General features: G+C 68.1%; 9 protein-coding genes. 1 reads left to right on the top strand and 8 read right to left on the bottom strand.

The features are described 5' to 3' along the window. Positions 1 to 7 precede the first annotated feature (7 nt). From ACHZD8_RS10095 to ACHZD8_RS10060, 8 genes are all read right to left on the bottom strand, one after another. Entirely contained in the window at positions 8 to 2,329 is a 2,322-nt protein-coding gene (locus ACHZD8_RS10095; protein WP_394770241.1) for a transglutaminase-like domain-containing protein, read from the bottom strand. Further along, the gene (locus tag ACHZD8_RS10090) at positions 2,326 to 3,753 is read right to left on the bottom strand and encodes a DUF58 domain-containing protein (protein ID WP_394770239.1); all 1,428 of its coding nucleotides are present in this window, start codon (positions 3,751 to 3,753) and stop codon (positions 2,326 to 2,328) included. Before ACHZD8_RS10090 ends, ACHZD8_RS10095 begins: the two co-directional genes overlap by 4 nt. Further along, positions 3,750 to 4,721, bottom strand: a complete 972-nt coding sequence (locus tag ACHZD8_RS10085; RefSeq protein ID WP_147784875.1) for a MoxR family ATPase — start codon at positions 4,719 to 4,721, stop codon at positions 3,750 to 3,752. Before ACHZD8_RS10085 ends, ACHZD8_RS10090 begins: the two co-directional genes overlap by 4 nt. Positions 4,722 to 4,761: 40 nt before the next feature. Further along, positions 4,762 to 10,653, bottom strand: coding sequence for an Ig-like domain-containing protein (locus tag ACHZD8_RS10080; protein WP_394770237.1), 5,892 nt, complete (start codon positions 10,651 to 10,653; stop codon positions 4,762 to 4,764). Positions 10,654 to 10,662: 9 nt separating this feature from the next. Beyond that, positions 10,663 to 12,081, bottom strand: coding sequence for a protein kinase (locus tag ACHZD8_RS10075; protein WP_394770235.1), 1,419 nt, complete (start codon positions 12,079 to 12,081; stop codon positions 10,663 to 10,665). 164 nt (positions 12,082 to 12,245) lie between these two features. Next, the gene (locus ACHZD8_RS10070; protein WP_394770233.1) at positions 12,246 to 13,076 is read right to left on the bottom strand and encodes a PP2C family protein-serine/threonine phosphatase; all 831 of its coding nucleotides are present in this window, start codon (positions 13,074 to 13,076) and stop codon (positions 12,246 to 12,248) included. Between the two features lie 35 nt (positions 13,077 to 13,111). After that, a complete protein-coding gene (locus tag ACHZD8_RS10065) occupies positions 13,112 to 13,744 on the bottom strand; it encodes an FHA domain-containing protein (protein WP_394770231.1) in 633 nt (210 codons plus the stop codon). A 35-nt stretch (positions 13,745 to 13,779) separates the two neighbouring features. After that, positions 13,780 to 15,213: a gamma-aminobutyraldehyde dehydrogenase gene (locus tag ACHZD8_RS10060; RefSeq protein ID WP_394770229.1), complete on the bottom strand. Its 1,434-nt coding sequence runs from the start codon at positions 15,211 to 15,213 to the stop codon at positions 13,780 to 13,782. Between the two features lie 125 nt (positions 15,214 to 15,338). On the opposite strand from ACHZD8_RS10060, the gene ACHZD8_RS10055 reads away from it, so the two are divergent. Further along, the gene (locus ACHZD8_RS10055) at positions 15,339 to 15,806 is read left to right on the top strand and encodes an Lrp/AsnC family transcriptional regulator (protein WP_394770227.1); all 468 of its coding nucleotides are present in this window, start codon (positions 15,339 to 15,341) and stop codon (positions 15,804 to 15,806) included. The last annotated feature ends 4 nt before the right edge of the window (positions 15,807 to 15,810 follow it).

Genomic DNA, 15,810 nt, shown 5'->3' with positions numbered 1-15,810 from the left:
CAACCCTCTAACGCTTGAACAGCTTCTTGACACTATAACCACCAAGGGATCGCAGCGAGATCGCTGCCCGGATGCGCTCCCGTCGCGTGCGCCCCCGATCGATGGTGATGATCATCGCCTCCACGGACCGCCAGACCTGGTCGGCCTCCTCCGCGCGCGGTTCGTTCGGGGAGAAGATCGCTCGGTCTGCGACGGTCGCGAGCACGAGCGGCTTCATTCCACCGACGGTGGCCGCGACCTCGGTCCTGGTGGGGTACGGCGGCGGGGTGTACCCGCGATCGATGACGGAATTCTCAAACTCCTGCCAGCCGCCGCTGATGCGCTGCAGCGGAGTCGGCGCCCTCTTGCGCAGCACCCGTCTTCTCACCTTCGCCGCCACGATCGCGGCGAACGGGGCAAGAAGGATGGCCGCGGCCACCGCCACCCAGCCGAGAATCCGCAGAACGGCGAGCAGCACGACGAGGATCGGGCTGAGGTTGACTGGTTCGTCCTGCGAGCTGTCCGGGGGCACCGGGCTGTTGTCGGCCTTCTGGTCCTCGACCGGGGGCTGCACGGGCGATTGCGGCCGCGCGATGGTGGTCGGTTCCTTGGGCTGCTCGGCCGGAATCTCCCGCACCGGCGGCGTCGGATCGATAGCCACCCAGCCGTACTGGGCGGTGTCGACCTCGATCCACGCCGACACATCCTTGCCGAGCACCCTGGTGACCCCTGTGGCGTTCGCGTCCTTCGGCGCGAAGCCGAAGACGACCCGCGCCGGAAAACCGAGCTGCCTGGCCATGAGGGCCGCCGTCACGGCGTACTGCTCCTGGTCGCCGATCATCCGCTGGTCGGTCAGCAGCTGGGTGATCCGGTCGGCAGCGTGCCCGGATCGGCTGGCCGGTTCGTCCGCCGAGACGCCATGACTCAGATAGCCGGCCTTCTTGAGGGCCTCGATCATGGCCACGAGGCGCGCTCCTCCGCCGTCGACCCCCTTCACCCAGCCGTCGAGCGTCGCGAGAAGGTTCTCGGGAAGCACGCCGATCCGCGGAACCACTGCCGCCCCCGGGCCGACGCTGGCAAGCTGGCTGCTGTCTGGCTGGCGGGGAAGCACCGCGCTGAGAGTGTAGGAATCGCCGGCGCCCAGTTGTTTCACCACGGCGGCGGTGCCGCTCGCGTTGTTGTAGTAGAACGAGTCTCGCAGGGCGGCGGCGTCGTTCCCCGCGAAGGCGATGCTCTCGAACTTGCCGACCGTGGGCACCCAGACACCGGCATACGCCCCCACCGTCACCGTGAGAGTCACCCGGCGACCCGTGACCGCCGACTGGTCGAAGGTGTACGGCACCCGGGTGAAGGAACCGGACTCGCTCGCGACCGCGTCGCTGCCCACGGCGTAGACGATCCCGTCGTAGCTGTCGAGGGTGGCGATGCGGATGCGGCCGTCGGACGGCAGGCCCGCCACGGTGAGCATGGTGCTGTCCGCGGTTCCCGGCTCCTCGTAGCGGCGGAAACCGCTCAGCGGGCTCGGATAGGAGCGGGGGTCGAATGGCTGCTCGATCGCCGTGCGGATCACCTGGCGGTCGGTGGTCGGGGGCAGGGCGAGGGCCGCCACCACCGACGATCCCGCGGCGAGGGCGATGATGAGCACGGCACCGATCAGCGATCGGGCTGCGATCAGCCCGCGGTCGGTGGTCGCCTCGACCGGGGCACCACCCGGCACCGTGCCCTGCGCGGCAAGCACTCGCACCTGTTCGCGGCGGCGATACCAGCGCTGCCAGGCGATCCAGAGCAGCACGACGCCGAGCAGGCCGAGCGAGAGTTGAAGCGGCAGCACCGCGATGGCCGGACCGAACAGGATCCCGGCCACGAAGAGAGTGATGGGCCCGAGCACGCCGAGCTCCCCCCACCGGCCTCGGAGGGCGGTCGACAGCCCGACGACGGTCGTCACCAGCACGAGCACCAGGGCGGGCACGAGCAGCGCCTGGTAGCTGCCGACGGGCGGAGTGATGGTGACGAGCTGTTTCCAGCTCAGCGCGGTGCCGGTGGCGAGCTCGGCCAGCCCGTCGAGGGTCGGCAGCACACCGAAGAGGGCACGGCTCGGTACGGCGAGCGGGACACCGATCGCGAAGTAGGCCGCGACGGTGACGAGCAGCACCACGAGGCTCGACCAGCGGTAGCGCGCCCCGCCGATCGCGATGAGGGTACCGACGCCCACGGCAACGGCCACGAGCACGATGAACTGGGGGCTCTGGTAGATCGGCCAGAGCTCCACGCTCGCGATGGCGGTCGCCAGCCAGAGCATTGCGGTGTTGGCGATGACGAAGGACTGGGGCAGTGCCCGGCTGGAGGTCATGCGGCCGCCGACCGGGCGAGGGACTTCTGGAGATCCTCGAGGAATCCGATGGTGAGAACGCTGAGGCCCGCGACCCTGCGGAGTCCGGGTACGGTCTCCGGGTCGCACACGATGGCGACGACCTCGACTCCGGGGGGAAACTTGGTCGACGCGGCCCGCAGCTCGGTCGGCGTTGCGAGCGACCCGCAGACCAGGAAGGCCACCGAGATGCCGATCACCTCGTCGGCCGCGACCCGTGCGACGTCGAGGATACCGAGGGCCGATTCGGCGTGCTCCACGACCGAGAGGTCGTCGAGAAGCCTCGTCCTCGTGAGCGTGTTGAGGTGCCGCACGGCGAGCACCTTGCGCTTGGCGAACTCCGGCGTCTTCTCGCTCACGACGACCGAGACGTTGCGGGCATCCCGGATGGCGCGGGCGCCGAGCGACCCCGCCACGCTCACCGCCATCTCGAATTCCTCGTCCGTCGCGTAGTTCGCGGTCGCCAGGCTCAAGGCGATCACGAGGTGGCTTCGGCGGGTCTCCTCGAACTGGCGCACCATGTACGTGCCGGTCTTGGCCGTGCTCTTCCAGTGGATGTAGCGGCGATCGTCCCCGGGAACGTACTCACGAAGGGCGTGGAAGGAGACGTCGCTGTTGGAGATGTCGCGGGTGGGGTTGCCCTCGAGGTCTCGGATGAAACCGGTGCTGGTGCTGGGGATGCCGATCGTGCGGGGATGCACGAACAGCTGCACGGCCCCCGTCCACACCAGTTCACGGCGAACGAGGCCCACCGGATCCGCCCGCACCGTGCGAACCGGCCCGATCGAGAGGATTCCCCGTCGGGCGGTGGGCACCACGAACTCGTGCTCGGAACTCGCCCCACGGTCGAGGCTTGGCATGGCGAGCTCGGCGAGTCCCGCGCCGATGGGCACCTCCACCTTCACCCCGGCGATCCGGCGACGCACGGGGTTGGTCACGGTCACGACGCCGGTGGCCTTCTCCCCCACGACGACCCGGCTGTGCGGCACCGTCAGCTCGATCCTCACGGCATTGCGGCCGATGAGGTAGATCGCCGCGACGACGATCAGCACGCTTCCCGCAAACCCGACGGCCACCAGTTCGATCCAGCCGAGCTGATAGCCGAGCACGAAGGCGATCGGCACGGCGAGGAGCATCACCCAGCCCAGCGGCGTGATCACCGACGACACCCGTCGCGACACCCTGTCGACGACTCCGCCCAGGGCCCGCGCGAGCCGCACCCCCACGACGATCGCGTCCGCCAGGAGTCCGGTCCGCGTGCCGACGATGCGCGTTCGCGCGTTGGTCAGGCCCTCGATGGTCGTGAAGTGCGCGGTGTCGAATCGCGCGGACGATGTCGAGCTGGTCGAGGTGGTCGAGCGGGCCGAGCGCTCCGGCACCCGCAGGAGGTCGCTTCTGTCGGTCACACCGCTTGCCTGTCACTCGGCGGTGGGGTCTCGATCAGAATCTGGGCGATCACGCTCGACGCGGTCACCCCATCGAACTCCGCCTCGGGGTCGAGCAGCAGCCGGTGGGCGAGCACCGGCTCGGCGAGCGCCTTCACGTCATCCGGAATCACGTAGTGGCGACCGTTTGCGGCCGCGAGGGTCTTCGCCGTGCGGATCAGGGCGAGAGCGCCGCGAACGCTCGCCCCCAGACGGATCTCGGCGGTGGATCGCGTGGCCTCGACGAGCCTCGACACGTAGTCGTTGATTGAGGGGTCGACGTGAACCGTGCGAGCGAGCGCGCCCATCTCCACGATGACCTGGGCCGAGGCGATGGGCGGCAGGATCGTCTCGTGGGCCTTGACGCCGGCGCCCTCGAGGATGCGCACGGTGGAGGCGTGGTCCGGGTAGCCGATCGAGGCCTTCATGATGAAGCGGTCGAGCTGGGCCTCGGGCAACCGGTAGGTGCCCGCCTGTTCGATCGGGTTCTGGGTGGCGATGACCATGAAGGGCGCCCCCACGTCGTGGGTCACCCCGTCGACGGTCACCTGGCCCTCCTCCATCACTTCGAGGAGCGCGGCCTGGGTCTTGGGGCTCGCCCGGTTGATCTCGTCCGCCAGCACGATGTTGGCGAACACCGGTCCGCGGTGGAACTCGAAGTCGTTGGCGCCCTGGTCGTAGATGCTGACCCCGGTGATGTCCCCCGGCAGCAGGTCGGGCGTGAACTGGATGCGGTTGGTCGAGCCGTCGACGCTCTGCGCCATGGCACGGGCAAGCGAGGTCTTGCCGGTGCCGGGGAAGTCCTCGAGCAGGAGGTGGCCCTCGCTCAGCAGCGCCGTGAAGGACAGCTTGATCACGAAGGTCTTCCCGAGCAGAACCTGGTCGACATTCGAAACGAGCCGATTGAAGCGCTCCGAAAACCAGGTGGCCTGCTCGGCTGTCATCGTCATACTGTCTGTTACCTTCTCGTTGGGGCGGTGGACCGGGGCGCTACTGCGCTTTCCCGCTCGTGTCGTACGTTATGTCATAGGTCTTGTTGCCGTTGGCCACCACGCGGATGTCGAGGGTCGGCGCACCGAGGGTGCCGTCCGCCTGGCACTGCCCCGCCTCGCTCAGGTCGGCGGCGGTCGCGGTCTGCCAGGTCCCGCCGGGAGTGTCGCCACAGCGGTATTGGATCGCCTCGTAGTCGCCCACCGGCCAGTTGGCCCAGGTGAACGTGCCACTCTGGTCGATCACTCCGTCGCCGGTGAGGGCGAAGGCCAGGCTCGAGACCCGCGGGTCGACCGGCGTGCCGAGGTGGAAGGACGCCGACCACTGCGACTGGCAGATCGCTGCGGTGCCGCCGTAGCTGCGGCACGCGCGAAGCTGCACCGATACATCCTTGCCGTAGAGCGAGGTGGCGGTGAGTGGGCCGCCGATGCCGACAGCACCGGAGGTGGATGGCGTGCCGCCGGTGACCAGCCGATAGAAGAACGAGTAGTCGCTGGTGAAGTCGGTCGAACCACTCGAGGCCCCGGCCAGGATGAAATTGAAGACGTTGCCGGTCTGGGACGGGCCGGTTGTCGACACCGCGGTGATCACCCCGGGGCTCGTGTGGGCGGTGACCGCCGCGCTCACGGCACATCCGATCTTGTTGGTCGCGAACACGACGAGGGAGTAGTTCGCCTCGCTCGAGAGCCCGGTGAAGGTGGTCGAGGTCGCCGTGCCCACCGACCTCGAGGTCGAGCCGGGGGGATTGGGTTTTGCGCAGGTCGGCGCCGCCCCCGTGTAGGCCACGGCGGTGTAGCCGGTTATCGGGCGCCCGTTGTCGGTGAAGACACCGTCCCAGTCGAGCGAGATCGAGGTGTCGACCGCGGCCGCGGTCGGCGCCGAAACGACGAGCGGCACGCCCGCCGGACTCGCACTCGTTCCCGACGAGTTCCAGGTCGTGAGCGGGGCGTACGCGGAGTTGCGGGCGCTCACGCTCACCGGCACCGTCTGACCGTTGGTGAGGCCGTTCACGTCCACCGTGCACGTCGAGCCGGAGCAGGCCGACAGGTCGACGTCGACCGCGCGCGAGCCGGCCGTCACGTGGTAGCTGTTGACCGGGCTTCCTCCGGCCCCCGTCGTGACCTTGGTCCACGATATGGACAACCCGCCGTCGAGCGGGTCCGCACCGACCGTGGCCGGCGCGCCGGGAACGATATCCGACCACACCGTCGCGTCGAGACCGGCCGGGTCGGAGGCTCCGATCGCGTTCTTCGCCACGACGCGAAGGCGCACCGCGTTGTCCGGGCCGTTGCCCGGCGTCGCGATGTCGCAGATCGCGGCGGCGCACGGCGTGGTGGAGAGCAGCACGAGGGATGGGCTGTACTCGAGAACGTCGAAGCCCGTGATCGGCGAGTTGTTCGCGGCCCCGGCGCTCCACCGGAGCGTGATCTTCCTGTCGCCAAACGCAGTTGCCTGCACCGCGACGACGGGATCCGGCCGGTCCTGAACGGATACCCTCACTGAACCCCAGACGTACCGGTCAGGGTCGCCGGTCGCATCGGCGACCTGGTATTGAAGGCCGGTGTCGCCGGGCGAGGCGGAGGAGGCCACGGTGATGGTGAGCCGCCTTTTGTCTGGGCTAGGCGAGATCGACATGCCGGCGGGCAGTTGCCCGCCATCGAGGCCGCGGATGGCGACCACCGTGAGCGGCTTGCCCGGGAAGGGGTTGGTGGCCTCGTCGTTGGCGAGCACATCCACGGTGGTCGTCTGGCCGCGTTGCGCGAGCACCGAGTCCGGCGCGGGCTTGGCGAGCGGGCGGGTCGAGGCCACCACATTGAGCTCGATGCGCCCCGACTGGCCGGCCGCGAGGGCGTCCCGCACACCGAGCAGGATGGAGGTGCTCGAGTTCTTGGGAACGCCCTCGTTGGCGCGGATGGTGAGCGTCTGGTCGGCGAGGGTGTAGCTGAAGCCGTCGGGAAGGGGGCTGAGCACCGTGTATGCGAGCTCGGCCACGTCCTTCGGGTACGGATAGTTCGTGAGTTTCACCAGGTCGAGGACCTTGGATTCGCCGGGCTCGAAGTCGATAACCCCGCCCACGAAGGACGGCGGCTGGTTGGCCCTGGCGGTCACCTTGATCGGGAGCACGAGGGTCGCAACGTGACCGGCTGGGTCGTTGGTCGAATCGCCGTCGGTCACCGTGAACGAGATCGAGGCCGGCCCGAAGTATTTGTCCGCGGAGGTGAACCTGAGGGTGTGGTCGTTGACCACGAGCGGGTCGCCGTTCGCGTGGGTGGCCTGCACGCTCGTGGAGTCGGTGAGGTGGACCTTCTTTCCGCCGATCGCCAGCACGTAGTCGGCGAGGTCGATGGTGAGCGTCGACTCGCTGGCCACGGTGAGCGGCGGCGCCTTGCGATTGAGCTGAGGCAGCGCGTCGTCGAGCCCCGGCACCCAGACGAACGCGTACGATGCCACCTTCGAATCGTCGGGATTCACCACGGCGAACGGGATGATCTGGCTCTTGTTCTGCACGGACACCCGGATGCGCTTGTTCGACGTCACCGTGGCGGTGGTGTCGTAGCCCGGCAGAAGCGAGACCTTGAGGGTGTTGGCGTTGCCGTCGGCGAAGAAGGTCTTGGCGAGCACGTTCACGTCGACGGTCTCGCGGCCGAGGATGTCCGCCAGGGTCAGCACCGTGTCGCTCACCACCGGATGGGCACGGGGAGCATTCGGGTCCACCTTCACCGTGATGAAGTTCGAGCTGGTGCCCCCGAAGGCATTCTGAATCGTGTAGACCAGCCCGTAGGTGCCGGGGGCGCTCGGTGGAGTGACCTTCACGATGTCCCCGACGATCGAGGCCACGATGTTCTTGCTGTTCGGTTCGACCTTGATGATCTTGAGCGATCCGCCGTCCGGATCCGAGTCGTTGGCGAGCACCTGGATGGACACCGTGGTGCCCGGCCGCGTGGTCACCTCGTCCTCGATCGCCACCGGGTTGCGGGCGCCATCCAGTTTCGGGCTGATCCCCACTCGCACGGTACCGACGGCGCGGGCGCCGAGCGCGTCGATGACCGTGTAGGTGAAGGAGTCGGTGCCGGCCGAATAGCTGCCGGCCTCGTAGTCGATGTAGTCGGTGCCCACGTCGATGACGGAGCCCTTCAGCGGGCTCGTGGCCTGCCCGAGCAACTGCACGGAGTCGCCATCCGGATCGATCCCCGTGAGCGGGACCGTGATACGCACGGTCTCCCCCGCCAGCACCCGGGAGACGATCGTGACGGGCACGGGCGGGTTGTTCGTCGCCTCGACGGCCTCCCGAACCGCGATCTTCACCTGGGCCTGCGCGACCTGGCCATCCGGTCCGGAGACCTCGTAGATCGCGGTGAAGTCTCCCGTCTTCTGCGGGGCGAGGTAACGCAGCACGTCGCCGGAGGCGAAGAGCAGCCCGGAGCTGTTGCCCAGGCTCGTCGTCAGCACCGGGTTGAGGGTGAGCTTCTCCCCGTCCGGCTGCACGTCGTTGTTGAGCACGGGGATGTCGATCGCGTCGCCGACGCGCACGGTGACGGCGTCGTCGTTGGCGATGGGGGGCTGCAGTTGGGAGGGAACGGGAATCTCGACGACGGTGACGATTCCCTCGGACTCGGCGAGCCCGTTGCTCACTCGATAGTTGAAGCTCACCGGGCCGGACTCGAGCGGGGCGACGAGCGTCACCCGGATGGCCCGCTGCTCGATCACCTCGGCCCGGATTCCAGCGTTCGCCGCGATGTTGTAGACACCGGTCACCAGCAGCACAGCGCCGCCCGGATCGATGTCGGTGGACGCGACGTCGATGGTCTGGCTGCTGAGGGTCTTCACGAAGATGGTCTTGGGAATGGTGATCGGCTTGCTGTTCGCGTCGGGCGGCGCGGCGACCTCGACCCGGATCTCCCCCGTGGCGGTCTGGTCACCGTCGTTCACGACGTATTCGAGGTAGTGGGTTCCGACCTCCGTGCTCGAGAAGCGGAAGGTGCCCGCCTCGAGGCTCGCCACGATGGTGGCGCCGGTCTTGGCCGGCACGCTGGCGAGGCGGAGGGTGCCACTACCGCCGCGGACGTGCTCGAGCGGACTCACCGTGACCTCCTGGCCCGCGTAGGCGGGAACCACGAAGGGGTCGGTGATGATCGACACCTGGCCGGCCGGTTTGACCGTGACGGTGAGACTGCCCGCCCCGGTCGCCCGGCCGTCCGAGACGACGAGGGACACCGAACGCAGCGCGCCGGACGCCCCACCCTCGGTGAAGACCACGCTGCCCTCCGGCTTGTAGCTCACCCGGTCCGGCGCCTCGGTCGTTGCGTTGGACAGGTAGAACGCGTCGCCGTCCGGGTCGACCCAGTCGCCGAGTACCGTCTTGACCGTCACGCGACCGCCCTGCGCCACGATCGCCTTCGTCTGCCGCACCTGCTCCGGCGGCGAATTCTCGTTCGGGGAACGCGTGGTCACCGTGACGCTCGCGCCCGCCGAGCCTCCGCGCCCGTCGCTGATCGTGTAGCCGAAGGTGAGTGTGCCGGTGGCGGCCGGACTCAGCGTCACCTGCAGCTGCTGCCCGTTGTTGATGATGTCCACGCGTCCGACGTTCTCGTCCACGGCCGTCACCGCGGTTATCACGAGCACGTCGCCGTTCGCGTCGTAGTCGTTCAGCAGCACGGGCAGCATGCTGGTGCGCGCCGGCCTCGCCCCGAACGCGTCGTTCACCGCGACGGGCGGCACCTGCGCCTTCTCGTAATTGGGCGGCGTGTCCTCCTGGTTGGTGTCGACCTGCTGCTGGTCCTGCTTCACGGTGATGAGCTCTGACCAGTTGTTGATCAGTTCGCCACCCTGCTGCACCGCCCAGGTCGCACCGCCGCGCGGGTCGTTGAGAACAACGTTGCCGCCGTTCGCCTCGAAGGCGAGCCGACTGGATGACGAGGCCACCGACGGCAGCCGCAGCGTCTCCGCCGCGTCGGTTCCGCACTTGCGCCAGGCACCTCCGCCCGACCAGGCGGCAAAGGTGCAGCCCCCGAGGATCATGGGCGCCGCGGCGAATCCCGTCTTCCCGGTCTCGACGCGCACCGGGTCTCCGCCGTCGAATGGCACGCGCAGCAGGCCGCCGGAGTAGCCGACGAGCATCGCATCGCCGGATGCCGTCGGCTGCTGAAGCACTGGATTGTCGGTGATGGCGATCTCGGTGGCGAGGTCGACGCTGCCCGCGGCGGTGTGCAGGATTCGGCTCGCGGAGTCGAGCACGGCCCAGCGCCCGCCGGCCGAACTGATCGAGAAGGTGCTCTGGGCATCGCCGAAGGTCGCGGCGTTCGTCTGGTCGACGGTGTCGCCGTGGGCGGCATCCACCCGGTAGACCTGATGCGCGGCGCGGGAGAACGCGTACAGCACGCCCTCCGGGGTGATGCTCGCCACCGTGTCCGCGCCGAGGCTCAGGGTGGGCTGGGTCTGGGCGCTGAAGGTGGGCAGCTGGGCGACCGGCAGGATCCAGAACTCGCCGGTGCCCCCCGACCCGACGACGACGTTATCGCCGGCGAGGAAGAGTTGGGGATTCTGGGGTGGGAGCGGCACGCTGTCGAGGACCTTCGAGGTGGCGGGGTCCACCACGTCGACCTTGGCGTTGCTGTGGTCGAACAGCAGCACGGTCGTGCCGTTCTGCACCACGTCGATGTTCGCGCCCGTGCTCGCGACCACGGTGTTCAGCGCGAGCACCTGCGTGTTCGCCCGGCCGATCACCTCTTTGGTGCCGTTGGCCACCCAGACCGAGCCGTCGCCGAGATCCAGTCGCTGGGCCGTGTATCCGGTGGAGACGATCGCGACCGTGGCGAGCAGGGCGGCGATCACCGTGCCACTCGTCGCGGTGGCGACGAGTGACTTGTGGGATCCGAGCCACTGCCTAAACACGGGAACCGATCACTTGCCGAAGTCCACGCACTTCTCGCCGCTCTCCGGGCCGGTCTTGCCCTCGCGGTTGACGGTGACGGTGATGCAGACGTGGTCCCCGGGCTTCGCCTCGACAGCGAAGGCCGCCAGCCGCTGGATGCTCGACCTGCCATCGCTCGTGGTGATCTGGTACGAGTCGCCCGCCTTGATGCCCGGATCGGTCCAGCTGAACTCGATGGACGAGGCGGCGGACTTGGCCGAGATGTCGGTCACGCGCGGGATGTCACTCGTGTTCGCCTTGATGAGCACGAGGGTGGCGGTCGCACCGAGCGCGATCACGAGCACCGCGCTCGCTACCAGGCCCCATGCGAGTGCCTGCATCCCCCTGCTCTGGGTCAGGGGCTGGGTGCCGCTGTTGTGCGGAGACCCCGCGCTCTGGCGCAACACCGTGCCGACCGGGGAATAGACGCCCGGCTGCACGCGTCGCCGCCGACGACGTTTGGGCGGGGTCGTGGCGCCAGGCAGGGCACGGATGCGCGTGCGGTCCTCGAGGTCGGAGACCGTGGCGAGAGCCCAGTCGTCCATCGCGACCTCGATCGGAGTCTGAGGCACGCCGAGTTCGGTCTCGATCGCCTGAAGCTCGCGCACGAGCTCCAGCACGGTGAGCGGACGCGACTCCGGCTTGCGCGACATCGCCTTCTGCAGCACCCGCTCGAGGCTCGGCGGCACGTCGGACCGGCCGATGGGTTGCACCTTTGCTCGGTTGATCCGCGAGATGAGGTCGGCCGACTTGTTCGACTCGCCCGGCACCTCGAACGGCGAACGGCCGGCCAGCAGGGAGTACACCGTGGCGGCGAACGACCACACCTCCGACTCGATCGAGCCCGGCGTCTCATCCATCAGCACCTCGGGCGCCGACCAGGGGATGGAGAGGCCAACCGACTCCTGGGTCTCGGCCTCACTGAGGGTCGAGGCGATTCCGAAGTCCGAGAGCACCGGATGCCCGTAGGCGGTGAGCAGGATGTTCGAGGGCTTGATGTCCCGGTGCAGCACCCCGGCGCGATGGGCGGTCTCGATGGCGCTGCCGATCTTCACCGCGATTCGCAGCACCTCGGGCACCGGCAGCCGCTCGCGGCGATAGCGCTCGCTGAGCGAGGAGGAGCACAACTCCATCACGAGGTACGGCCGTCCGTCGGAGGAGACGCTCGCCTGATAGACCGTGAGGATCGACGGGTGCGAGCTCAACTGCGCCATGAGGTTCGCCTCGGCCTGGAACATCTGCCGCACCTGGTCGTTCACGACCTCGCTCAGCATGACCTTCACGGCGACCTGGCGCCTCGGCATGTTCTGCTCGTAGAGGAACACGTCGGCGAACCCGCCGGAGCCGAGGATGTGGATGTGCGAGAAACCGGGCAGCACGGGAGGCTGTGACGGCAATCGTCGTGCCATGAGCCCCCCTTTGCAGCGCTCGCCGGAATGCTGTCGCGGCGATAATCCTGGTCGCACGACCCGGTGTCCCATTGTAGGCACCTGCCGATTGTGCACCGGCCGACAAATCCGCTGGTGACGGCCCTGTTTTTGTCCCCCCTTCGGGGGTGATTTGGTCGCCGTCGTCACACCCTCGTTGGCCTCGGCACGGTGTGCTCGAGGTCGTAGATCCCGGAACTCTCCACGATGTCCACGACGATCGTGGTGACGTTGTCCCGTCCACCGGCCGCGACCGCCGCATCCACGAGGGCCTGGGCGGTCTCCGCAGGAGCGAGCGCCGCAGCGAGGTGCAGGCGGATCCGCTCCGAATCGAGTTCCTTCGTGAGGCCGTCCGAGCAGAGCAGCAGCCGAAGGCCGGAACGGATCGGCACGATCCAGTAGTCGGGCAACGGTGCGGCGTTGAACCCGACCGCCCTCGTGATCACGTTGCTGTCGGGATGGAACTCGGCGTCCTCGGCGCGGATGAGCCCGGCGTCGACGAGCTCCTGCACCACCGAGTGGTCGATAGACACCTGGCTGAGGAGGTTGTTCTCGAACATGTAGACCCGTGAGTCGCCCACGTTGAAGACCATCCAGCACGGCTCGCCGTTCTCCAGCGTGAGCGCGGCGCCGGTCGCCGTGGTGCCCACGCCGAGCTCCTTCTCGTCCGCGGCGAGCGCGATGTCGTCGGTCGCCGCGTGCAGTCCGCGTTCGACCGCGCCGATTTCGGCGAAGTCCGAGGAGATCTCCTTCTCGAGCCTCGACACGACGGCCGCGCTCGCCACGTCGCCGGCGGAATGGCCTCCCATGCCGTCCGCGACGACGAACAACGGCAACTCGGCGAGGTAGCTGTCCTCGTTGTGGTGCCGCTTGCGGCCGGTGTCGGTCGCGGCACCCCAGGCGATCACGAGGGATGCGTCTGGGCGCCCCGGCACCTCCACGGCGCGTCGTCCTTCACTTCGTCCGAGCTCTGTCACAAGTCACGCCTTTCGCAGGTTGCGATGCCTGTGCATCATCCGGTCGCCCACACGCGCTCGACCGGCAGGATCTCGACGAGGTTGCCGTCACCAATATCCACCACGGTGCCCGCCGAGACGACCACCGACTCGCCCTGCAGCAGCTTTTGGGCCGAAAACCCGGGCACGGTGATGATGGTGCCGTTGGTGGATCTGAGGTCGGTGACGATCACCGATGCTCCCTGTTGGCGCAGCTCGAGGTGCGTGCTGGAGACCTCGCGCAGCGGGGATGGCACTCGCACGAGCCGGGCGAGCGGCCCCCTCGTGACCCGGGGCGCACTCGGCTTGCGACCGAGGATCGCCGGCGCATCGAGCGCGATCGGTTCGTGGTTGTTCACCCGGAACCGGTAGACCGGCGCCGTTCGCGACGAGTCATCCACCGGCGGCGTCTGGGCTCGCGCGGGCTCGACCGCTGGAAGTGGCGCCGCGATCGGTGAGGACGGCCTCGGCTCGACGAGGGCGAACGGTGCGGAGTTCACGCCCGCCCGTCTCGCCACTTCCTCGAAGATCGGGGCCAGGTCCGCGAACGGCACCCGCTCGCGGATGATGGTGTCGTCGTCGGGGATCGCCGCGTCGGCATCCGGAATCGCTCGCGGTCTGATGACCGTGTTGTCGTCCTCGGCGTCCATGCGCTCTATTCTGCGGCCAAAGCGGGCTCGGGCGGTCACTCGCCGATGAAACTCATCACGTGCTTGACGCGCGTGTAGTCCTCGAAGCCGTACGACGAGAGGTCTTTGCCGTAGCCGGAGTGCTTGAAACCGCCGTGCGGCATCTCGGCCACGATGGGGATGTGGGTGTTGATCCACACGCAACCGAAGTCGAGGTGCTTGGCGAAGCGCATGGCGCGACCGTGGTTCTTCGTCCAGACGCTGGAGGCGAGCCCGTACTGCACGCCGTTCGCCCACTCCAGGGCCTGCGCCTCGGTGCTGAACCTCTGCACGGTGATCACCGGGCCGAAGATCTCGTTCTGGATCGCCTCATCCGTCTGCTCGAGTCCGGACACGATCGTGGCCTCGTGGAAGTAGCCGGTCGAGCCCTGTCGGTGACCGCCGAGCTCGAGAACGGCGTTGTCGGGCAGGCGCTCGATGATCCCCTCGACCTGGGCGAGCTGGCGGGCGTTGTTGACGGGGCCGAAGAACACGTCGGCGGCCGTCGGCGCCCCGGTCTTCGCGTTCTCCCTCGCGTGCGCGGCGAGCGCCGCCACGAATTCGTCGTGGATCCCGGCCTGCACGAGCACCCGGGTGGCGGCAGTGCAGTCCTGCCCGGCGTTGAAGTAGCCGGCCGAGACGATCCCCCGAACCGCCGAAGGGATGTCCGCGTCGTCGAACACGACGACCGGGGCCTTGCCGCCGAGCTCGAGGTGCACCCGCTTGAGGTCATTCGCCGCAGACTTCGCCACCTCCATGCCGGCGCGCACCGAGCCGGTGATGGACACCATCTGCGGAGTCTTGTGTTCGATCATCGCGGCGCCGGTCGTGCGGTCCCCGGTGATCACGTTGAGCACGCCGGGCGGCAGGAACTCGGCGGCGACCTCGGCGAGGAGCAGGGTGGACGAGGGCGTCGTGTCCGAGGGCTTGAGCACCGTCGTGTTGCCGGCCGCGAGTGCCGGGGCGAACTTCCAGACCGCCATGTTCAGCGGGTAATTCCAAGGCGTCACCTGCCCGATCACGCCGATCGGCTCGCGGCGCACGAATGAGGTATGGTCCTTCAGGTACTCCCCGGCCGACATCCCGCCGAGGTGGCGGGCCTCGCCCGCGAAGAAACGGATCTGGTCGACCGACAGCAGGATCTCGTCCGCCACGAGGGTCGCCCGCGGCTTGCCGGTGTCCCGGGACTCGAGGTCGGCGAATTCCTCGGCCCGTGCCTCCATGGCGTCGGCGATGCGGAAGAGTGCCAACTGGCGCTCGGCCGGGGTGGTCTCGCCCCAGCCCTCGAAGGCGGCGGCCGCGGCCGCGTACGCCGTGTCGACGTCCTCGCGGCTGGACACCGGCGACGTTCCGTACGTCTGCTCGGTGGCGGGGTCGATCAGTTCGAAGGACGATTCCGCGCGGGCGGCGACGTATTCACCGTTGATGAAGTTGCGAAGTTGGGCGCTCATCCTCACAACATAGTCAGGTCGATTCGCGCGCGCCATTCCCCGTTTTCCACCGATTCCGTCGCGAAACGCCCGCGCGACTTACGGATTCACTTGTCAGTGCCCCGATCCGCTGACAGAATCACGTTATGAGCGTGAATCCCAAACCACTCCAACTCGACGATGTCTCGAAGGCGATCATCGAACAGTTGCAGGCCGACGGACGGCGGAGTTACGCCGAGATCGGCAAGGCGGTCGGGCTCAGCGAGGCCGCTGTGCGGCAGCGCGTGCAGAAACTCACGGATTCCGGCGTGATGCAGGTCGTGGCCGTGACCGACCCGATGCAGCTTGGTTTCTACCGCCAGGCGATGGTCGGGGTGAGGGTGAGCGGCGACACCACCGTGGTGGCCGAGAAGCTCGCCAAGATCTCGGCCGTCGACTACGTGGTGCTCACGGCCGGGAGCTTCGACATCCTCGTCGAGGTCGTGTGTGAGAACGATGAAGACCTCATCGACCTGCTCAACAAGGAAATCCGGGGCATCCCGGGAGTCCAGTCCACAGAAACATTCGTCTATCTCAAACTGCAGAAGCAGTTCTACAACTGGGGAACTAGATAACCAT

The sequence above is a fragment of the Lacisediminihabitans sp. genome (assembly GCF_043726815.1).
In the GTDB taxonomy this organism is placed as follows: domain Bacteria; phylum Actinomycetota; class Actinomycetes; order Actinomycetales; family Microbacteriaceae; genus Lacisediminihabitans.
The sequence above is the reverse complement of the archived record's forward strand: the minus strand, read 5'-3'. Positions and strand labels throughout refer to the sequence as shown.